Source organism: Stenotrophomonas sp. YJH_SMC_133, from assembly GCF_059370655.1.
Window position 1 is genome coordinate 37,856 of record NZ_JCAFTW010000010.1, and the last position, 21,816, is coordinate 59,671.

Sequence of the window (21,816 nt, forward strand, 5' to 3'; positions counted from 1 at the left end):
TGGGCGCATCTTCGGCTCCTCCCACCGGGCCCCTTCGGCGATCCACTTTTCCCTGTATTTTAGGCACGACACTCTGTTGCAATCTTGATAGCCATGCTCGACCCCACAGCAAGCGCACAGCTCAAAATCGGGGGTCTTCCCGTCCTCACCCCAATGGGGCGCATCGGAAATGTAACCACAGATTCGACAACTTAACTCATTGTGCATTGAAGTAGTCCAGATTTGATGGGTAGTTGTGGGTTGCAGGGTCCGGCTTGAACATTGTCTTTGGCGTACCGTCGGCAGCCCTCACACCAAATACACCAGTCGTCGGATTATAAAGAATCGTGTCACCATTTTGACGAATTTTCTGCAGCGTTCCAGGCGGTGGAGAGTCAAAGAACTTTCTCGCCCCAACGTAGTAGTCGATCGCACTGTTGAATTCTGGGAATTCATTCTTGTGCTTGACCCAATGACTGTAAGCGTTTTGAACAGGTGTTTTTGAATTCGTCGAGCTCCAAAGTGGACGACCAGCTCGGGCTATCACGGCGTCGGATTGCGTAGCAGAAGCCTTCACAGCCTGCGCAGCGAGAGTCTCCGCAATTTCCGCTGCAACCTTGGCCCCCGGCACCTTGGTGAAAATAAGAAGAGGCGCAGCTGCAAGGCTTGCAGACTCGCCATCCCCCTTCAGTACATTTTTTACTACTGAGCCCCACCCCCCGATTTCTCCACTGAAAGTTTCGAGGATCATCACTCCATCGCGGCCACGAGCACTCGTGGCGAGCTCAGCGAGCTGCCGATTGTAGTCCAGCCTCAACGCCGCTTCGGTTTTCCCACCGTCCAGCAGTGCTTCCGTCAGCAGACTGAATTCCGCTCGTCGGGTGCCAAGCATATCCTTGTACAGGCTGTGGTCATTGCGGCGGCCATTGTCCAGTTCAATGAATCCTTCGTGCTGCTGACCATCGGGACCAACGAACGCCATTGGGTTTGAGCCGATGAAGCTTGACGCAGCAGCGTCTGACTTGTAGGAGCCATATATGTCATCTACGCGTGCGTAGGCTTCGCGCAAGAGACGCCCCCGCGCCACCTTGACCTGATCGGCACTACAGCTTTCCCCGCATCCGAACAGCAGATTGGCGAAGTCCTTTGCCTTTGCGGCCAGGAAATTGATTTCATCAGGGTGCAACTGTCGATTGAACTGATCACCCAGCAACGCCGTGCCCGCACCATCGGTACCACCCACGACCCCGCCCAACGCAGCACTGGCCAGTTCGATCAAGCTGTTGAACTCACCACTTCGCGGATCCATGCCCTGACCGGTAAGGAAGCGTGTCATCGCCTCCTTGGCCAGCGCGGCACCGGTGGCACCCGCAGCGGCGCCGCCAATATCGCCGCCACTCAATGCTGCAACGGCAGCGCCTGTCAGGCCGTGCAGCAGGACCTTGTTGCGCCCGCTTTCACCCCACTCACTGATCCGCCGCAGGGCATCGGCCTCGGCCTCGGCATCGCCATTGGCGCGCGCAACTTCCAGGTCCACCTTGGCCTGCGCACTCTTCCTGGAAGCCAGATTGCCGACGGCCTTGAAGCCGATCTCCCCCAGGATCTGCGTGAGCTCCTGCCGCTCCTGAACCATCTTCTCGTCGAAGATGGGCGCAAATCCATTGGCGTTGTCCAAACCGGTTACGCCGCGCTGCAGGTCTGCCAGCGTGCTGTTGTCTCCATTTCGGATGTCGATCGAGCCGTCGGCCACGCCGCTTCGCGTGGTGGAGCTCTTGCTGTCACCCGTTGGCAGGCCCGGCATCACCGAGGGGTTGAAATTGAACCCGTCTGAAGGGCTCCCGCCGCCACTGGTACCGCCACTGATCGAGGCGGAAAGGAACTCCGCCCGGTTCTTGAGATCCTCAACCGTCAAGCTGCCCGTCGACAGCAGATTCTTCGAGGGATCCGCGGTGCTTGCGATGACGGCCCCGACCAGATGCGTGTTGCCCCCCACCTGCAACTGGAAGCCCCCGTCGCCGGCGGCGATTCCCGTCTGCTCTCGGACGCTACGGTAGTCACTGTCGATCATGGCGGCACTGCCGCTAGCACTACCCTCGAAGCCATAGCCAATCGTGGCTTCACCTTTCGCCGCAAGCTGCTGGCTCTTGTATCTATCCGTGTCCTGTTCTGTGCGCAACGTCAGATTGCCCGCCACCTGACCGATAACCTGGTTGGCAACCAGCTGTGCACCCTGCAGAGTCGTGTCTCCACCACTCGCAAACGTAAGGCGATCCCCGGCCTTGATGGTGCTTTCGTTATGGATGGTGCCGTTCCCGTCGGCCTTGCCACGCGCGGCATTGGCACCAACATAGACACCGATCGCAGCACCGCCGCCGCTGCTTCCACTGATCGCAACACCGATCTCTCCACCCTGGGACTGGTTTCTGCTGTCCTGGGCGTAGCGATCCTCGCTGCTTCTGACAACCAGATCCCTGGCAGCCACGAGGTCCACATTGCGACCGGACACGTTGCTGCCCACCACCGTCAGATCACCGCCTGTGGCTGCGATGACCACATCGCCATCACTGTGCAATGTGCTGCCACGATGGGTTGTCTGCTCCATCGTCGTTTCCGACTGGGATCGCTGGGTTCCTGCCGTCACCCGGACGTTCAATCCGGCGCCGCCACCGCCGTCGCCCGACTGCTGCCCCGCAGCCTGGGCTACCGCAACTGCACCCTGGGCCGCCTTGTACGCATATAGCGCCTTGAGGCGATCATCTTCGACCTCGCCTGCACGCTTGGCATAGGCATACACAGCGCGTGCACTTTGAATCGTATCAACGGTCGCGCCGCCCACGGCAACATTCAGACCGGACTGCCTGAAGTAATTCCTGTCGTTGTACTCCGAGTACTGTTCTGCCGAATCGATACGCACATCCTTGCCAAGCAACGTCATTCCGTTCCTGGAGAGCACATCGGAGCCCCCGATGTGCAGCGTTTCGCCCGCAGTCAGCGTCACGCTGCCCAGCGCGCTGCCGACGATGCTTCCTTCTGCGATCGTTTCGGTGAGGGAACTGCTGTTGCCGCTGCTTCGGCTACCGAACGTAACCCCGAAGCTGCCATTCATCCCTCCAAGCAGCCCGGACTTCTTGCGATCGCTGCTGTGCTGTTCGGAATGAGTGGACTCCGCAGCAACAATACTGAGATTGCCCTTGGCAGCCATCACTACGTCGCCGGTGGCCGCAATCTTGGCGCCCTCAGCTGTGATGTCACGACCTGCGCCGATGCTGACCCGCTCACCCGACAGAACCGTGCCAACGGCTAGTACGTCCTGGGTTGCATCGTGCGTTGCGGTACGCGTAGTGGAAGTGAGTCCTCGCTTCTTGCGCTGCGTATCCTGCTCCCAGGTGTGCTCTTCCTGCGTGGATTTCAGATTCACATCACGGCCGGCACCAATGCTGATCGCGTCCTGTTCGCTTCGTACCTCTGCGGCTACCAGGTTCACATCGCGCCCTGCACTGAGTGCGATTCCGCCGTCAGCAGACAACTGACTGCCGCGCACCATCTCATCACGCTGGCTGACCTGCAGCGAGCTGCGCTTGCCCGCACTGGAGAAATCGCGGCTTTCGCTGTCCACCAGCGCCTGGCTGTTGATGTCCCCACCGGCCTGCAATGCCAGACCTCCCGCCGCTTTGATCTGCGCGGCGGCCAGGTTGATGTCCTTGCCAGCGGCCAGCACCACATCGCCAGCGCCCTGCACCGAGCTGGCAGCATGTGTTGTCCTGCTGCTGCGCTGGTGGTTGCGCTCATCGAAGGTGGCGTCGCGGCGTTCCTCCAGCGCAATCGCGCCAACATCCAGAGTGCCGCCTGCGGCCAGCTGGGTAAGGCCGTCGGCGCCGGCGTTGCGGATCTGTGCGGCCTGCAGGCTGATGTCACCGCCAGCCACCACCGACAGCATGCCGTCGCCACTGGGGTTGGTCACATACAGACCAGCAACCCGATCAATGCGGTTGGTCTCGTACTGGTAGGTGCCACCGCCCCGCTGTGTCTCCACCGTGGAGGCCACCGTGACATTGCCCGCGGCCTTGACCGACAGCGCATCGGTGGCCGTCACGGTGGCACCGGCAACGCGGATGTCCTTGTCCGACGACAGCCCGACGTACTGGCCGGAAATGCTGCCACCCAGATGCTCGATGTTGCCTGCATCGATGGTTACCAGCTTGCGGCCGGCGATGTTGCCGGTGTTGACCAGGCCATTGCCCAGTTTGATATCGACATTGGCGCCGGCCAGCAGTGCACCCTGCCCGTCCAGATCGCCCGGGCGCAGGCGCAGGTAGACCTGCGGCACCAGCGCGGTGGTGGTGCTGCCATCGGCCAGGGTGACAGTCTGTTCGACCAGCCAGACGATGTCACTGGTCAGCTGTGCCATCTGAGCTTCGGTCAGCGCCACGCCGGGGCGCAGGCCCCATTCGCTGGCCACCGTGGCACCAGCCTCCAGCAGCGCGCGGTATTGCGCCTCGTCACTGGCGTAGCCGTCGAGGAAGCGGCGACCGGTCAACTGGCCGATCTGCTCACGCACCAGCTTCTGCTCGTAGTACCCATCACCCAGCCGCTTCTGCACGGTATCGGGCGAGTAGCCCATCTGGCCCAGCAGGTGGTCCGAGCTCAGCCAGGTCTTGTGGTCGGTGAAGCGCGGATCGGTCTCGACCAGGTAGTGGCCACCGTTGGGATTGACGTTGAACAGGCTGGCGCTCGGCGCGCGCGTGTCCGGTGCGCCCATCGCGATGCGGTCCGGCGATCCGCCGCTGGCCGCAACCACGCGCGGCCCGGACGTGCCGCTGTTGCCGGTCACACCGCCGACGCTGCCGCCCTGCTGGGTGCCGGCGGCATCGGCCGCCTGCGCCAGCGCGCGTTCGGCACCGGTGCCGGTGGACTGGCCGGGCCCCTGCGCACCGCCATGGCCCGGCCCATCCGGCAGCGCCTTGGGCCCCTGCACGTTGAGGTTGGCCATGGCCGAACCGTTCTGCACGTTCGGTGCCTTGCGCCCCTGGTTGAGGTTGCTCAGGTCACCGACATCGATGCTCAACGTGCCGTTGGCGGTAATCTGGCCCCCCAGCTGGCCGATCTTTTCGGAGATGGGCTCGGCGGTCCATTGCGTTCGGGTGCCGTCGTAGGCGATGGAGGTGTTGTTGAAGGTATGCGTGCGGAACAATTCGAGACCGACGTTACTGACACGGCTGTCGGCGCCGTGACCGACGATCTGCAGATTGCCGCCCGCAGCAATCTGCGCGTAGCGGTTGTTCAGCTCGTCCACCGACAGGCGCATGTTGCCGCCGGAACGGATCACCGCATCGGCACCGGCACCGGGCTGCAGCTGGTCCTCATGGGCCACGTGGTGAGCAACGCGCTTTTCTTCATTGAGGCCGTGTTCCTGCGTGTGCTGGCGGCGACCGACGATGGTCGCATCGGGATTGCTCAACGACGCCGGGGTGATGAACTGGATGCAGGTAGTGCTGCAGGTGCCGTAGGCGCTGGAGAACGTCAGGCGGTCGTTCTGGTAGGTGAACTTCTCCTTCGACTTGAGCACGTCGAACGGATCGCCGCCCGGCACCTGGTCCGGATTGGCGGCAGTGCCCTTGCTCACGTAGTAGATCGTGACGGTGCCGTTGACCGGATCCATGCGCCAGCGCTCACCGCGCACGTCATAGCCCAATCCACCAGAGCCGAAGAAGAAGCGCGAGGTGCTCGCGGTCAGGCGAACCACCGCCTTGCCCAGGCGGGTGCCGTCCGGCGCAATGTAGGGCTCGTCCTGCAGCACGTCTTCCGGCGCGATGTAGTAGAACTCCCAGGCCTTGTAATTGCTGGTATCGCTGACCGTGCCTGCGGTGTTCTTCGAGTTCTTCTGCCATGCCGCCACCATCATGTTGACGGTAGTGTCGATGGTCTTGACCTGGGTCGGGGCGATCGCCACGTTCTCGCGGATGTTGTTGACCACCTGCGCATCGATGGACAGATTGCCGCCCACATCGATGACCGAGCTGATGTTGTCGATCCGCCCGGCAATGCCGCTGGCGATCCGGTCGGCGCCGAGCGCGCCACCGATGGCCGCATCACCGCCGCTGTAGATCAGGCCCTTGCCGGTGTTCTGCAGTTCGCGCACGCCCAGGTCCAGCCGCTCGCGTGCGGCCACGGTGCCGACGCGGGTGGCACCACCGGCCTCTTCGGCGCGGTTCTTCAGCACGCCGGTGGAGATCGCCACGTGGTCACCGTAGATGCGCCCGGTGCCGAGATTGTCGATCTCGCCGGCCTCCAGGTGCGTCAGCGCGCCATCGATCAGGCCGCGGTTGGTCAGCTGGCCACGGGCATTGAGGTGGGTCGTACCCTGGCTGGAGATCTCACCCGAGGCTGCGTTGGTGATGTTCTGGGCGTTGAGGTCGAGGTTGCCACCGCGCACGACACCCTGGTTGTCGAGGTCGCCGGACAGGTTCAGCGACAGCGTGCCGTTGGCGATCCATTCGCCACGATGGCGCATGCCCTGCTGCAGGGTAAGGCCGAGGTCACGCTGCGCATGCACTTGGCCGTCTTCGCTGAGCACTCGTGCCACCAGGGTCTGGCTGCCATCAGCGCGCAGCAGGCCACCGCTGTTGGCGACGTTGTCCGCCTGGCTGTCCAGGTTGCCGCCGGTGCTGATCATGCCGCCGGTGTTCTGCAGCTGGCCGTTGATCTGCAGCCGCGCACTGCCATCGGTGACGACCTGGCCCTGGCTGTTGTCCAGCCACTGTGCACCGAACTGCAGCTGGCCCGCCTGCAGCCCACGCGTGCCGTCGCCGCCACGGGTGTTGCGGTTGTCCACGCTGGCGGCCGTGAGGGTCAACCGCTGGCCGGCCGCGATCGCGCCGGCGGCGTTGTCCAGGTGCCCGTCCAGGGTCAGGTCGAGGTTGCGTCCGGCCTGCACGCGACCACCGGCATTGGCCAGGCTCGCCGCCTGCAGCGAAAGATCCGCAGCGCTGGCAAGTGTTCCACCGGCACTGTTGTCGACGCGGGCCAGCAGCAAACGCGCATCGCCTTGTGCATTGACTGCGCCGCCACGGTTGTCCAGCACACCGCCTTCCAGCTGCAGCTTCCCGGCCGCCAGCAGCCCACCGCTGCCGGCCGTGAAACGGTTGTCGATGTCCTGCCCAGCCGTGTTGATGGTCAGGTCGGCCGCAGACTGCACGCGACCGCCCTGGTTGTCCAGAACGCCACTGCGCACACTCAGCGCGCCCTTCTGTGTACCCAGCGTGCCGGCGCGGTTGTCCAGCCGCTGGCCGCGGGTATCGATGTCCAGCTGGCCACCCAGCAGCGTGCCCCGCTGGTTGTCCAGGCCGTTACCCTGCAGCTGCAGCCGTTCGGCGGCCTGCATCGCGCCGTCGCTGTTGTCCACGCCTGCCGCCGTGGTCACCGTCAGGTCCTTGCCAGCGACCAGGGCGCCGTGGCGGTTGTCGAGACTGCCGGCGTCCAGGGTCACCGTGCCGGTGCTGGACAGCAGGCCCTGTTCGCCATTGTCGAGACGACCGTCAACGCCCAGCACCAGCGTGCTGCCGCCCGCGTGCACTGTGCCACCCTGGTTACCAAGGCTGGCCGCGGTGACTGTGCCGGCACCGCCGAGCAGGATCCGGCCCTTCTGGTTGTCCAGCGCCTGGCCGATCGCCAGCGTGGAGTGCCCGGTGCCTGCGCCCTGCAGCGTGCCCTGCGCATTGTTCAGCTGCTGCGCGATGACATCCAGCGCGCCATTGCTGGCGAGTGAACCGCCGCGATTGTCCAGCATACCCTGTACGCGCAGGCGCAGCGCATCTTCACCGGTTGCGGTGAGCGTGCCACCGGCGGTGGTCAGGGTGCCGGCGCTGATGGCGACGCGACGCGCCGAGGTGGTCGCTCCACTAAGATCGAGCGAGGCGCCATCCAGCACGAAGCTGCCGTTGCTGAGCACGCTGCCGCCCTTGCCCAGCAGGGCCTGCGCCGAGACCTGCAGCTGGCCACTGCCGGCGTGCTGGATCCTGCCTGCACTGTTGTCCAGCGTCCGGGCCAGCAGGGTCAGGTCGCCATTGCTGGCCAGCGTGCCACCGGCATTGCCCAGCGCCGTCGCCTTGATGCGACTGGCGCCTTCGCCGCTGGCAATGATGCGGCCACCGGCGTTGTCGAGCGTGGTGGCCTCAAGGTCGAGGCGATCGGCGCCCAGCGTCGCGTCACGATGATCCACGTCGTCGGCGCGCAAGGTCAGTGTGGCCGAGGAGACCAGCGTGCCCTTGCTGCCGTCCAGGCGGCCGGTGGTGATGTCCAGGCCCTGGTTGCCGGCCTGGCGGATGCTGCCGCCACTGTTGTCCAGCCGTGCGGCGGCGATCGTCAGGCGGTTGGCGTTGCTGGCGATCGTGCCTTCGTGATTGTCCAGCGCACCGACGATCTGCAGGGTGCTGTCAGCCGTTCCGGCGCCGCTGAGCGTGCCCGTGCGGTTGATCAGTTCACCGGCCTGCACATCCAGTGCCCCGTTGCCGGCGATCGTGCCGCCACTGTTGTCCACGCCCTGCGCCACGTGCAGCCGCAGCGTGTCGCTGCCGGTCGCGCTGAGGTTGCCACCGGTGTTGTCCAAGCGCTGCGCATCGATGGCAATGCGCTCTGCCTGGGTAGTGCTGCTGGCCCCCAGCAGCAGGTCGCCGCCCTCAAGTTCCAGCGCCGACTGGCTGAGGATGCGGCCGCCCGCACCCTGCAGGCTGTCGGCGCGGATCTGCAACGTACCGCCGCCGGCGTGTTCGATTGCACCGCTGCGGTTGTCCAGGCTTGCCGCCTGCAGCCGCAGATCACCGGTACCGGCCAGGCGGCCGCCGTTGCTGTTGTCCAAGCGCTCTCGGGCCTGCACCTGCAGCGCGCCGCTGCCTGCCGCCAGCACCTTGCCGCCCTGGTTGACCAGGCTGCCAACCTGCAGCTGCACTTGGCCATTGCCGGAGATGCCGCCGCCGCTGTTATCCAGCGTGTCGCGCACCGTCAGCGCCACGCCCTGCGTACCGGCCGACTGCAGCGTGCCCTTCTGGTTGTCGATGCGACCGGCGTCGATGCGCAGGCCGCCGTTGCCGACGATCTTGCCGCCCTGGTTGTCTAGCGCATCGCGTACGTCCAGTGCCAGCTCCGAGACACCCTGCGAGACGATCTGGCCCTGGCGGTTGCGCAGTGCCCTGGCGTGGATCTGCACACTCTGCGCCGACGTCGTACCGCCGCTCACATCCAGCTCGCCGCCGGACAGCACCAGTGCACCGTTGCTGAGCAGGCGCCCCTCGCTGCCATGCAGCGTATCGGCCTGCACGCTCAAGCTCCCGGTGCCAGCCTGCTGCACCAGGCCCTTGCTGTTGTCGAGCGTGGTCGCGGCCACTATCAGGTCGCCGTTGCCGGCCAACGTGCCACCTGCGCCGTTGTCCAGGTTCGACGCCTTCACCGAACTGGCACCGGTTCCGAGCGACAGCAGGCTGCCGCCGCGGTTGTCCAGCATGCCAGCCACGATGTCGAATCCCGCCGCACTGAGCGCACCGTTGCGCAGGTCGGCGCTGCCAGTCGTCCAGTGCAGACGCCCCACCGTGCTCAGCCGTCCACCGGGACCAGCCCAGTCACCCGTGTCCAGCGTGAGGCCACCCTCACCGGCATGTTCAATGCGGCCATCGGCATTGCCGACCTGGCCTGCTTGCAGCGCCAACTGCGCGGCGTTGGTGGCCAGCAGGCCGCCGTCATTGTTGAACAGACCCTGCACCGTCCACGACGATGCCGCCTTGCCGGCGTGCCGCAATTCACCCCCGCGGTTGTCGAGCGACTGCGCATCCAGCCGCAGGCCGCCGGCCACGCTCAGCGCACCCTTCTGGTTCGACAACAGGCCGACATGCAACGCGGCATCGCCATGCACCTGCAGCGTGCCGCCATCATTGCGCAGCTCGCCCCCAGCCTGCAGCGCGCTCACTCCCAGGCGACCGCCGCTGTTGTCGAGTCCGGCACGTGCGGCGAGCGATACCGCACCACCATTGGCGATGCTGCCGCCGTCATTGTCCAGCATGCCGGCGATGGCGATCAGGCCCTCGGCCATCGGTACCACTGGCGAGGTCGGCGTGCCGGTCGAGCCGCCGCCGGTACCCGGCGTCCCCGTACCCGGGGCACCGGTTCCCGGCGTTCCTCCGCCGCTGCCCGGCGACGTGCCGCCCCCTGGGCCACCGCCGTTGCCACCGGACGCGACGGCATCCAGCGCACCCAGCAGACCGTTGCTGCGGTTGCGGGCCGCTTCGGCCTTGAGCGCCAGCGCCTGCACACCAGTCTGTTCAATGGTGCCGCCATGGTTGCGCAGGCCCTGCGCCTCGACCTGCAGGCGCTGTGCGTTGAGCTTGCCGCCGCTGTTGTCCAGCGTGCCGCCGGTGGTGATCGCAACCTCGCGCGTGGCGGCGATGGTGCCGGCATTTGCAAGATCACCGCGCGCCTGCAAGCGCACGTTCTGCAGCGACTGCAGTGCGCCGGTGTTTTCCAGGCGGCCGTCCACCGTCACCACCAGCTCACCGGCCTGCGCGCCGATGCTGCCGGCATTGCGCACGCCCACACCGTGCTCGTTGCCGACCAGCCAGATCTTGTTGGCGAACATGCCGCCGAGAGCGCCCACGTCCAGCGCGAAGGTCGGTGCCTCGCCGTTGGCCGGGATCAGGCTGGCCTGGCTGTGGTCGGCATTGACCACGTTGTTGCCCAGCGTGGCCTGCAACTGGTTGGCCCAGATGCCGGCGTTGACCTTCAGTGACCGGGTGATCAGGTCGGTGTAGTCAGCGCGGCTGGTGTCCAGACCCTCTCCATCGATCTGGATCGCACCACCGGTGACGCGGTAGCCCTCCAGTGCCCCAGCACCCGTGAACATCGGCGTGCCGGTGGTCAGGGTCACGCGGCTGGCGTTGAGGAAGCCGCCGCCGTTGACCTGGATGCCGGCCGGGTTGGCGATGATCACCTCGGCGCGCTGCCCGGCCACTTCCACGTAGCCGTTGAGGCGGCTGGCCGGACCGTTCACTTCATTGAGGATGACCCGCGCACTGCCGGTGGCAAGCCACGGATTGCCCTGCACCCAGCCACCCAGCTGCGTCTGCACCTGGCCGCGGGCGTTGTTGAGGATGACGCCCTCGCGTCCGACATCGAACTGCGAATAGCGGTTGCGCGACACACCCGCCGCCGACGGCGTGGTGATGTTCACCATCGGCACACCATTGGGGGCCGTCACCATCGTCGGCCGTTCACGGCCCGGCGCATTGGGGTCGGAAATGATGCGCGCATCGGACTGCGCCAGTGCAGGAGTTGCCAGGCTGACCCAGCCCAGTGAGCACATCAGTGCGAAGCCCAGCGGCGACAGCGCGGCGCTCTGCCGGCCCGGCACATGGCCGACCAGGCCACCGCCACCCTTCACCAGCTCCGACGCCACCTGCCAGACGCGCAGCGCGCGGTTGAAAACCAGACGATAGATAGTGTTCATGTCACGTGTCCTTGTGGCAGATCAGTAGCGCCAGGCCAGGCTGAAGCCGAATGTGGTGTAGTCGGTGGGGAAATGGGCGGGCTTGTGCAGTGCCGAACCGACGAAGCCATCCCAGGAAAGCTGCTGCCAGCCGCCGCGCAGGCCCAGCGCCATGCCCGCCAGGTCACGGCCGGACTGCCACTGCGCGGATGGGCCGCCGATGCGGCCGTAGTCGGCGGCGACGTAGAACTCCTGGCCACCGCCGATGCCCAGCGAAAGATCGTTGCGCAGCGACCAGCCGCGCTCACCGCTGAGCGAGCTTTCACCATCGAAACCGCGCACGGTATAGCGGCCGCCGATGGCGAAGCGGTCCTGTGGCGAGAGCGGCGTGCGGTTCCACTGCGCCCGCCATGCGGCGGTGTAGCGCAGGCGCTGCCTGCCCAGCTGGAACGGCACGCTGAACTGCGCGTCGGCGGTAATCAGCTTCATCCGCGAGGTCCCTTCCAGAGGCAGCGTCGGATCCCACTGCTGCGCCATCTCTTCTGGCGAGCGCAGGGCGTGGAAGGCCCCCGTGCCACGCCGGTAGGCCACGCTGGCATCGAGCGTGGCGTTGCCGATGAACTGCTTGTGGGTCAGGCCCAGTTCCCAGCCCGCGGTGCGGCGGCGCTGTACTTCGATCTCGGTATCGTCGATGTAGTTCTTCGACTCTCGCTGCCAGCCACGCGCGTAGGCGCTGAACTTGACCTTGGCATTGCGCAGCAACAGCCGGTCCACCCGCGCTTCGGCGTTTTGGCTGCGGCCGCTGTAGTCATAGCTTTCAAAGGCACCCACCACGTTCTGGCTGTAGTCGTAAGCGCTGGCGGTGGCACCGAACAGCCAATACCCGTAGGGCACGTCGTAGTGCACGGTCCAGCTGTTGGTGTCCTTGCCTCGGCCGTTGAACACGCCACGGCCGGCGCTGATGTAGAACAGCTCGTTCAGGCCCAGCGGATTGTCCAATGACAGCGTGGCATTGGCCTGCAGCTTGCCGGTGCCGCGGCTGCCGGCATCGTCCAGGGTGACGCTGGCGCGCACCGGTGAGCGCTGCGTCCAGTCGATCTGCAGGTCGCTCTGGCCTGGCGCCGCGCCCTCGCCGTCGGCCGGCGCGATCTTGATGTCGGCGCTCACGGTGGGCACGCGCTGCAGGTTCTCCAGCCCCTGCTCGATGTCGCGCAGGTTGAGCAGGCTGCCGCTGCGGATCGGCAGTGCATTGGCAAGGGCCGGATGCCGTCCCTGCGGGTCGGAGAACACGGCCTCGCGGAACCGGCCTGGCACCACCGACAACGTCAGCGTGCCCTGGTTGAGGTCCTGCGGTGCCGACAGCACCCGCGTGGTGACATAGCCGCGGGCGATGATCGCGTTCTGCACGCGCTTCATCACCACGTTGATGCCTTCGGTCCCCAGGCAACGGCCTGTGGCCGGATCGCCGACCGGGTCGGCAGCCGCCAGTGCCCAGCCGAAGTGCTGGCTGTCCTCGCCTTCCAGCACGATGCGATCAATGCGCACGCAGGGGTGCTCCTGCGCCGGCAGGCGGTCGCTCTCCTTCTGCGCGTTCCGCTCCAGGCGGACGTCGGGGCGTTGTTCCTGCTGCTCGCGCAGCACGCGTTCGCGTTCCTGTTGCCTCAGCAGTTCCTGCGCGGCTGGATCACCGGCCTGCTGGGCGGCAACACCGAAGGTCATGCCAAGCAACACCACCCACCCACCACCACGGCACGCCTGTCGTGCCTGCTTCTTCCCTGACCGCACAGTGTTTTCCTGATATTGATGCAGGCCGTCAGGCGCTCTGTCCGGAAAAGGACAAGGCATCGACGTGCCGGCTTGATTCGGGTCTGCCGACGCACAGGCGACAGCACGCCGCTACGCGAAGCGCAGAAAGGCGCAAAGGGTATCGGCCGCCTCAGAAACTTCTATAGGAAAGATTGCAAATTCAGTCGACTGCGGGGCAACACACCGCAAACGCCCGGGACGCTGCGCGTTCGGGCCATGGTGCGAACCCTGGTCCTACAGCACGCCAGCTTTCGCCTGCTGACGCTACAGTCGCCGCATGACCATCGTCCTACAGATTGAAGGCGCCGCTATCAATGACATCCCCAGCCTGTACGCGGAGATCAACCGCGTGTTCATGGCCGGCGAGAACTGGCAGCTCGGGCCAAGCCTGGACGCCCTGGATGACCTGCTGCATGGCGGCTATGGGGTGTTGGCCGGCCACGACCGGGCCACGGTGATCTGGGGTGATATCGAGCACAGCCGCGCCGCACTGGGACGAACTACCACATGTCAGTGGCTGCAGTCCAAGCTGGAAGCCCCGGGCACCTTCAATAGGCGGACCATTGCGCTCCAGCTGGACGCCCTGCAACGAGGCCAGGGCCAGACCTACTTCGAGATCGTAATGGAGATCTTCGCAAGCCACCGGCAGATCACCCTGGTTCCGGCCTGACTGTGTGCTCCGCACGGGCAATGCCCACCAACCGCAGCGGCGCCCACCGGCCCCAGCAGTTACCATGGACGGCCCTGTACCCGCTCCGCTGCCGCTGCCGCCCGGCGTGGCCGGACGCCCTGATCCACGAGTCCCATGTCAAAAGACAAGTCCGCCGAACACACCCCGCTGATGAAGCACCATGGGCGTGTGTTTCTATCGATATCGATTTTCAGCTGATTTCAAGGAAATTCCGACATTCCTGCAATCATCTGGCGAACGCATCGCAACACCATCGCAACACAACGTGGCTTAGGCACCCCAGAACGGTGAGCTGACGGGACATTGCAACGGGGCATCCTGTTGCAGGGTGCGCATCCACAATGCCCCCATCGGGACGCTTGCCACGGACAGGTTCCAGTCCCACCGCCGGGCGCATATCCAGCCCTCGCAGGGCGTGGCCGGCGTGATCGCCAGCGGCACCAACCCGGGCCACATCGGCGCCAAGGGGACCACCGGTTCGGGCACCACCTCGGCCACCAACATGGGCTGGCCGGCGCGGTAGGACCGGATCGCCACCAGGCACTCGCTGCGCATCTCGACGTGGGGCATGTCCTGGAATCTCCTCCAAGCGCCACCCCACCTCAAACCCGCCTGCTGGGCCAGCTCACCGAAGCGCTGGTAGCCCTGCCGCACCTGCTCGTCCCTCAGGTCCCAAGAAGGGCGCCCACGCTTGTAGATGACCATATCCGCCGCCCAGCCGTGGTTGTGGCAGCTGCTGCCTGGCCCCACCTGGGTCACGCCCTTCTGGCTGGCGAGCAACGCGGCCTGACGCTGTTCAGAGCGGTAGCCCTCCATCAGGCGCAGGTCGTAGCCCTCGCCCTTCATCTGCAAAGCGATCCGTTCCAGCGTTGAGCGAAGCTCGGGCTGGACACCGTCCCACTGCGGGGCGTCTTTGTGGCGGTGGAACAGGCGTTTGAAAAACCCAGGCTTCTTACCGTGGACCTCAACGGAATCGGTGGCTGGCACGTGAGCGTGGACCAAGATGGGGGCGCTGGCCAATGCGAGCGCGAGCAACAAGCGTTGAAACATGAGTAGGCCTCCTTACTCACATGAGCGATACACCCATGCAAGCGGAGAATCGAAAACGCGCAAGGGGGCTTGCGGAATTTTTTCCCTGTCGTAGAAGAACAGGGGTGGGAAAAGTCGGCCCCACCGCTTCCTGGCGCAACGGCCCCTCCTGCCGTTTCGCCGGGAAGTTTCGTTGGGGGGGGCTTGCGCATTCCAGGATCTGATCTATTCGTGAGTGCACACGCTCACTCATTTAACAACCCAGGAGGCCACCCCATGAATCGCTCCCTCATCCACTGCGCTTTGCTGGCGGGCCTCTTTGCAGGCACGGCGCAAGCCCAGGTTCAAGTGGGCAACGGCGCCGTTGCCACCAAACCCGATGCCACCGCGGTGGGCGACCGCGCCCAATCGTTGACCGTTGGGGCCACGGCCATCGGGGCGGACGCCCTCGCCGACGGCGGGATAATGGTGGATGAAAATGGCGTTCCGGGTGAGTGCCTGGGGGCCACTGCGGTGGGCAATCGCGCCACCGCTCGCGGATGCCATACAACCGCTCTGGGGTTCTCGAGCGAAGCGCAGGGCTCAAATGCGCTCGCCATTGGCTCTCGCGCACAGGCATTTGCGGTTTACGCCGTCGCCGTCGGACCCCAAGCCCAAGCCACCGGCGATTCCACGGTGGCCATTGGCGGGCACAGCCTGGCCAGCGGGATCACCGGTGTGGCCATCGGCTCTAGTGCCCGCGCGCTCGGGGATGGCGGGACCGCTGTAGGCTCAACCGCAAGAGCCGATGGAAACGGCGCGGCGGCTTTCGGGGCCGGGGCGAATGCTCAAGGCGATCGCAACCTCGCGTTGGGCGCCGCATCCCAGACCGAGGGCGAAGGTGCATCCGCCGTGGGACCCGGTGCCAACGCAACCGCCGACTTTGCCGGCGCCTACGGTTACAGCGCTGGCGTTGCCGGCGAGGCCGGCACCGCCGTGGGTCCATGGGCACAGGCGTTTGCGCCCTACTCTGCCGCCTTCGGCGCGTCTGCCACGGCCAACGCCACAGAAAGTGTGGCATTGGGGCCCCGTGCCGTGGCCAACGCATGGGGATGCGTGGCCGTGGGCGCCAACACCACGTGCGATGAAGAAGACACTGCAGCCTTTGGCAACCGCCGCCTGACCCAAGTTGCCTTGGGCAAAGCGGACGACGACGCCGTGGCGGTCAGCCAACTGCGGACCGTGGTGGAAACCTTGGGCGCTGGCGCCTCCATGGTGAACGGCGTGATCGTGGCGCCGAACTACCAGCTGAGCAGCGGTAACAACTACACCACCGTGGCCGGTGCCATCTACGATCTCGATGGGCGCGTTCACCAGCTGGAACAAAACCCTGGCGGCGGTGGTGGCGCCCCCGGTCCACAGGGTCCCACCGGTCCGCAAGGCCCAGCAGGCCAGGACGGTAAGGATGGGGGAAACACCACCGCAGTGGCCGGGGCCAACATCGAGGTCACGGACAACGGGGACGGCACCCAAACCGTTGGCTTGAGAGACAACGTTGAACTGTCCGAGCAGGGCTCGGTCCAGGTGGCCAAGGCCATCCACAACAGCGACGGCTTCACTGTCCAGGGCGGCCCATCGGTCACCAGATCCGGGATCAACGCCGCCAACCAGCGGGTAACCGGGGTGGCTGCAGGAGCGATCGCTCCAGGGTCCACGGACGCGATCAACGGTGGTCAGCTGTGGGATTACCAGCGGGAGCAAGACGACCGCTGGAACCTGACGGACCGCCGTTTCCGCCAGCTCGACAAACGGGTGAGCGGTGTGTGCGCCATGGCCCAAGCCAACGCCCAGATGGCCACCTCGACGTCGGCTATCCACGGAGAGAACCGAAACCGCTTGGCCGTGGGCGTCGGTGGCTGCAGCGGCCAAGCCGCCATTTCCATTGGCTACACCCGTGACGTGACCACCCCACGCGGATCCCCATCGGCTTTCTCGATCGGGGTTTCCCGCAGCGGACAGGACACGGCCGTGGGCGCAGCCTGGGCCATCGGCTGGTAACGAATCAAAGAATGTCAGCGGCGAAAGGAGGTGATCGTATCTCGGCAAGGGCCCTTCGGGGCCCTTGTTCGTGGCGTCAATTTATTGAAATTGTATTTATATACAATAACTTACGATTGACCAAGGCATTGGAAGCTGGTAACATCTCCACCGTTAATCAGTGTAGGAGCCGGACTGACAATCCCACCTGCAATAATGACCGTTGCCGTAGCACTACTCACGCCAATGCTTGCCATTGCCCTAGAAGCCGTTAGGGAATGGTTGACCAACCACGACGCAAAGGAAGATGACACATGCAGCACTAAGAATTACAGGGATACCTCAATGAATAAAGAAACAAGTAACAGCAACACGCTTGCAACACGCATCAAGAAACACCCGCTTTGCAGAGCCCTTGGCGTGGGCTTGAAGGTGCTTTACGACACGACAATTGCTGTAGGAGCAAGCGCGCTCCTTACATTACACAGGTCAACGCGCGGTGAGCCATGCTCCCCATTGACCGATATGAAAAGCCCGGGTCCAGCCCGGGCTTTTTCTTTGGAACGCTGCAGCTATCCGCGGCGCCTCCGATCCGGCAGAGCCGAAACCGCCCAAACCTAGCCCCGTCTTTTCTCCGTTGCCACGAACGCACCATCGGAATGAAGGAGCGCGAACGTGTTCCCTTGGACGTGCTCTGGCCAAACCTGTCCTGGCAGGCCCACGAACTCCAGCGGGAGGTTCGCCTCTTGGTCTGGCTCGAACCCAGCGAACGGGTCAAAGCTCTGCGGCTGCCGGTCCTCGAACTGAAAGTCCCTGTTCCAGACCATTGCAAAGGCCAGCGGATAGGCCTTCAGGACATACACCGCCGAACTTCCTTTCCCGCCCAAGATGCCCAGCCCGAAGTCGCGAAGAACCGTTCGACCGCTGTAGGGATACACCCAGTAGTGAAGCCGAACCTGGCGTAGAAGATCTGACCGCTCATCGAACAGGTGCTGGCTGTGGCGTTCGTCGTAGCGATTCAAGCCCACCGATGACATGTGGCCCAGGACGCCCCTTGCCACAAGCTGCGGCTGGATACGGATGCTCTGGTAGTAGGTAACTTTGGTTCGATCACGCAAGATCTCCGTCACCTGTCGGCTCATCGATACAAGCGCCTTGTCGTATCGGGAAAGGACCGAGCCGTTGCAGGTCCGGCAGATGCTCCTGAAGCAAACGCCATTGGGCATCTTGTGGGACCGCGGCTTCTTCTCTCCACTGATTGCATCGGCGACGCTGGACACCCTCAGAGCGATGCCTTGAGCCCACGCCTTGGGTGGCACGTGATTTTCGGTCAGGTCGGTTTCCTGCCCGCATATGTTGCAACGCCCTTTGGAAGGTCCAACCGGGAACTTAAAGGTCACTCGCCAGCCCCATGCTCGCCATGAACTGCGAAGAGATTACACGCAAGTAACGCGCGGCCTCTCAAGTCCTTCGCAGCAGGCTTGCCAACTCCAGATTCTGATCTATTCGTGAGTGGGTCGTTTTACTCACGGAGAGACCATGACCCACCGCCACAACCTGGGACGCAGCGAGAAGTATCACGCCCTGCCCCGCACCCTTTACGCCCTGCTGTTCGACGACGGGGGCTGTTACATCGGCCAAAGCTCAAACCCGCAGCAGCGGGAGAAGCAGCACCGCTCCCCCAAAGGCGGCTGGCACCGTCCCTTCCGGTTCCATGCGCTGGAGGTGGTGACAGCCACCCGGGCGGAAACCGAGGCGTATGAGCAGGCGTGGCGGGTGAAGGCCTCCCGGGAGGGATGGCGCATCTACGCCAAGCCACCGGGGATCGTGGTCAACCCCCACCGGCGGGCCACGGCCCACGTGCGCGGGTTGGCCCACCAACGGCGGTGGCAGCTGGGAACACCGGTGAAAGCCCCCTCCGAACGCGTGGGGTGGTGGCCATGGGTAGTGGTGGTGATCAGCGTGTTGGCGCTGGCCCGATGCGTCACCGGGTAAGCCTCATCTCGCGCAATTCCGCGTTTGTGATTGGCACCCGGGGTTGCGGTTTCAATCCTGCCAGCAGCTCTTCCACGTCCTGGACCAGGTTGCGCACCGGAGCAGCCTGGGTCTCGGACAAGCCGACGCTCAGCGCCATTTCTTTGTGTCGCTCGGTGCCCAAGCGTTCGGCCATGCGCTCCATCACGTCGTCCGTCGTATACATGCGGTAGCTGCCCTTGGTGAGGCGGGTGAACGCCACCAAGGCCGACTGCTGGTCGAGCATGCCCATGTTCGTGGCCAAGTGGTAAACCTCGGATTTCCCTTGTCCTTGCGCCTTGTGGACGGTCATGGCATACCGGTGGGCCAAGGCGTTGTGCTCGCTGGTGTTGAATTCCAAAATGCGCCCGTCCTCTTTCGGGTTCGAGGAGTCGATGCGCACCACCAGGTCGTAGCCACCGGATTTGTCCTTCCGAATGCTCTCCACCGTGCCCTCGGTGCCGTTGATGACGCCCAAGTCGTTGTTGGTCGCCGTGAACATCACACGGTCGCGGCGGGAGAGCGTCAGGTCTTCCCATTGCCCTTTCACGATCGATCGGAAGGTGAACTCCTCCTTGTCCAGCACGCCTTGCTCCTGGAGTCCCTTTCGGATGCCTGTGGTGAGCGCCTTGACTTCAGAGCGCGTGTGGGCCAAGACCAGTTTCTCGTCCATGGGCGTCTTGTCTTTCAAGTAATCGTCCACCAACGCTTTGATGGCCTGTTTGTCCGTGCCGAAGTCGTCGATGCAGTTGCGTTGCTTGAGGTTGTTCAGAATTTCTGTGCCCATATCAAAGGTGCCTTGGCGGCTGCGGTGCCCGCGGCGCATGTTCTTGACCCTCCCCTCCTTGTCCCGCTCGTAGAAACTGTTGGCGGTGATCAGGTCATCAGCGTTCTTCTGCCGGCGTATTTCGGTCAGTTTCTTGTCCCCCAAGGCCATCTTCGCAAGCTCAAAGCCGTTGCCCGCAGCGATGGGCTGGAGCTGGTCACTGTCCCCTTGCAGAATCAGCTTGGCGCCCACTCCCTGGCAGTAGGTCATCAGCTTTAGGGTGTCATCGGTGGCCACCATGCCGGCTTCATCGAGCACCACCACGTCCTTATTCGTCAGAGCAATCTTGCCCTGACGCACTTGGGAGAAGAACCTGGCGACGGACATGCTGGGCATGCCCGACTCATATTCCAACTTCTCAGCGGCCCGCCCCCCCACCGCCAGTCCCATCAACCGCCTGCCTTCGGCTTCAAAGCACTGCTTGTAGACCTCGGCCACGGTGGTCTTGCCGGTGCCAGCCAACCCCGACATGACCCCCACGCCGGCCGTGTCAAAGGTAAGGTAGCCGATGGCAGCCCTCTGCTCACTGGTGAGGGCAAAGCCCTTGCGCTTTTCGTAAGCGGCGATCTCCCGATCCACGGTGGAGCGGAACAGCTTGAGATCCGTCTCATTCTCCCGCTCCTTTGAGCGGCGGATGATCTCGGCCTCCAATTCGACCATCCAGGTGGCGGAAAAACGGTCTTCACTGTGCCTTCGTGCCAGCGTATCGCCACGGTCGTCTTTGTGAAGGTATTCGGCTTTCACGCGCACCAGATCGTCCTGTTCGGTGAATTCCTTCGCCATCTGGAGAATTTCTTCCGAGTTCTTTTGTCCGGCGAACTCCATCCCCAACTCACGGACCAGGTCATGCTCGCAGAACATCGCCTCGTTCTCGTGCATGCGCTGCAAAACCTCGTCAAACGTATGCGGGTCCAGGTGCTGGCCTTTCGTCTTCTTGAGCGACTGGGTGGTGGGAACCAGATCCGGGTGCTCTTTAGCGATGTTGGACAAGGTTTGCTGCCAGTCCTTGACCACCTGCTCGAAGGGCGGTTCTTCCTTCTTTTTGCGGGTGGCCTTGCAGGCCTCGTCGTGGCTGGCGTTAGGGTGCTCCTTGACGTAGTCCAGGATTTCCTGGCGGCGGGTCTTCGTCTTAAGCACCAGCTCCCGGTCGATGCCGGCAACCCTGGTGAGGATCTGGCCCGTCTCGTGCCCCATCACGTCCACCTCACGCTCACGCTGAATCCCATAGCCCAGCGCTTTCATCGCGGCGTAGAGCTCTGCCTTGTAGAGGTGGTCAGCGGCGCGGGTATGACGATAGATCTCAATTGCGTCGTAGGTGCCCCACCGACCGTCCTCGCCCCTCGAGATCCCGTAGACCAGGTGATGGGTGTGTAGGTCGGGTTCCACGTTCCGGTTGCTGACGTGATCGGCGGCTGTCCAAACCAATCCCGCCGTGCCTATAACGTCTACGCCCGCTTCTCCGCGCCGGGTCTCTACCTTGCTCTCGATGTAGCGCATCGCCACGGCGCAGGCCTGGCGGTGGGCCTCCAGGATGGCCAGCTTCTCGCGATCATCCGCGAGCGCGAACGCCACGCTCACGTCCCCGGGGGCGGAAATGGTCAGATCGAATCCCACCCGATGGCCACCCTCCCACTTCTCCATCGGCTTGCCGTCGTCATCCAACCGCACGTTTCCCCAGCGATCCGTTTTGATGACCAATTGGGGCTCCTTGCCCGCGTTTTTGCACAATGGCCTTCCGGTGGGAGAAAAGCCCTTGCCAAGCTTTTCCATCACCTCGCGGGTGACCGGCTGCCCTTCCAGGCCGAGTTCGGCGGCGAGCTTGCCGCCCCAGTTGAGCGTCTGCCGCGGATCGGGTCCGCTGCCGGCGTAATAGGCCACAGCGCTGTCGATGGTCAGGCACTCGGTTGCCAACATGTAATCGAACATGTTTGCGCTGTGCGAGTTCTGGCCCTTGGCATTGATGGGCGTGCGATTGATCATGGGGCTCCC

Annotated in this window: 8 protein-coding genes; 3 read left to right on the plus strand and 5 right to left on the minus strand. The window is 64.3% G+C overall.

The window, feature by feature from the left end:
• Nucleotides 1–196 precede the first annotated feature (196 nt).
• Together AC5P78_RS15145 and AC5P78_RS15150 are read right to left on the minus strand one after the other, a co-directional pair.
• Nucleotides 197–11,467, minus strand: a complete 11,271-nt coding sequence (locus tag AC5P78_RS15145; protein WP_414498537.1) for a hemagglutinin repeat-containing protein — start codon at nt 11,465–11,467, stop codon at nt 197–199.
• Nucleotides 11,468–11,488: 21 nt separating this feature from the next.
• Complete coding sequence (locus AC5P78_RS15150) at nt 11,489–13,165, minus strand: ShlB/FhaC/HecB family hemolysin secretion/activation protein (protein WP_235643792.1); 1,677 nt, start codon at nt 13,163–13,165, stop codon at nt 11,489–11,491.
• 364 nt (nt 13,166–13,529) lie between these two features.
• Between AC5P78_RS15150 and AC5P78_RS15155 the strand changes: the two genes are divergently transcribed.
• Nucleotides 13,530–13,922, plus strand: a complete 393-nt coding sequence (locus AC5P78_RS15155) for a barstar family protein (RefSeq protein WP_005408640.1) — start codon at nt 13,530–13,532, stop codon at nt 13,920–13,922.
• Between the two features lie 291 nt (nt 13,923–14,213).
• Here AC5P78_RS15155 and AC5P78_RS15160 read toward each other — a convergent pair whose 3' ends face one another.
• Nucleotides 14,214–14,993, minus strand: coding sequence for a M15 family metallopeptidase (locus AC5P78_RS15160; protein ID WP_495217234.1), 780 nt, complete (start codon nt 14,991–14,993; stop codon nt 14,214–14,216).
• A gap of 255 nt (nt 14,994–15,248) precedes the next feature.
• Between AC5P78_RS15160 and AC5P78_RS15165 the strand changes: the two genes are divergently transcribed.
• Nucleotides 15,249–17,009: an adhesin gene (locus tag AC5P78_RS15165; protein WP_495217235.1), complete on the plus strand. Its 1,761-nt coding sequence runs from the start codon at nt 15,249–15,251 to the stop codon at nt 17,007–17,009.
• Between the two features lie 596 nt (nt 17,010–17,605).
• Here AC5P78_RS15165 and AC5P78_RS15170 read toward each other — a convergent pair.
• Complete coding sequence (locus AC5P78_RS15170) at nt 17,606–18,268, minus strand: hypothetical protein (RefSeq protein WP_495217236.1); 663 nt, start codon at nt 18,266–18,268, stop codon at nt 17,606–17,608.
• Between the two features lie 259 nt (nt 18,269–18,527).
• Between AC5P78_RS15170 and AC5P78_RS15175 the strand changes: the two genes are divergently transcribed.
• The gene (locus tag AC5P78_RS15175; RefSeq protein ID WP_054172039.1) at nt 18,528–18,983 is read left to right on the plus strand and encodes a GIY-YIG nuclease family protein; all 456 of its coding nucleotides are present in this window, start codon (nt 18,528–18,530) and stop codon (nt 18,981–18,983) included.
• Here the strand turns inward: AC5P78_RS15175 and mobF are convergent.
• Complete coding sequence (gene mobF / locus AC5P78_RS15180; RefSeq protein ID WP_495217237.1) at nt 18,973–21,807, minus strand: MobF family relaxase; 2,835 nt, start codon at nt 21,805–21,807, stop codon at nt 18,973–18,975. The genes AC5P78_RS15175 and mobF overlap by 11 nt on opposite strands.
• Nucleotides 21,808–21,816 lie beyond the last annotated feature (9 nt).

Bases quoted from the DNA above. Each gene is read 5' to 3' on its own strand.
- AC5P78_RS15175 (WP_054172039.1), top strand. From the start codon at position 18,528: ATGACCCACCGCCACAACCTGGGACGCAGCGAGAAGTATCACGCCCTG.
- AC5P78_RS15155 (WP_005408640.1), top strand. From the start codon at position 13,530: ATGACCATCGTCCTACAGATTGAAGGCGCCGCTATCAATGACATCCCC.
- mobF (WP_495217237.1), bottom strand. From the start codon at position 21,807: ATGATCAATCGCACGCCCATCAATGCCAAGGGCCAGAACTCGCACAGC.
- AC5P78_RS15145 (WP_414498537.1), bottom strand. From the start codon at position 11,467: ATGAACACTATCTATCGTCTGGTTTTCAACCGCGCGCTGCGCGTCTGG.
- AC5P78_RS15165 (WP_495217235.1), top strand. From the start codon at position 15,249: ATGAATCGCTCCCTCATCCACTGCGCTTTGCTGGCGGGCCTCTTTGCA.
- AC5P78_RS15150 (WP_235643792.1), bottom strand. From the start codon at position 13,165: ATGACCTTCGGTGTTGCCGCCCAGCAGGCCGGTGATCCAGCCGCGCAG.
- AC5P78_RS15160 (WP_495217234.1), bottom strand. From the start codon at position 14,993: ATGTTTCAACGCTTGTTGCTCGCGCTCGCATTGGCCAGCGCCCCCATC.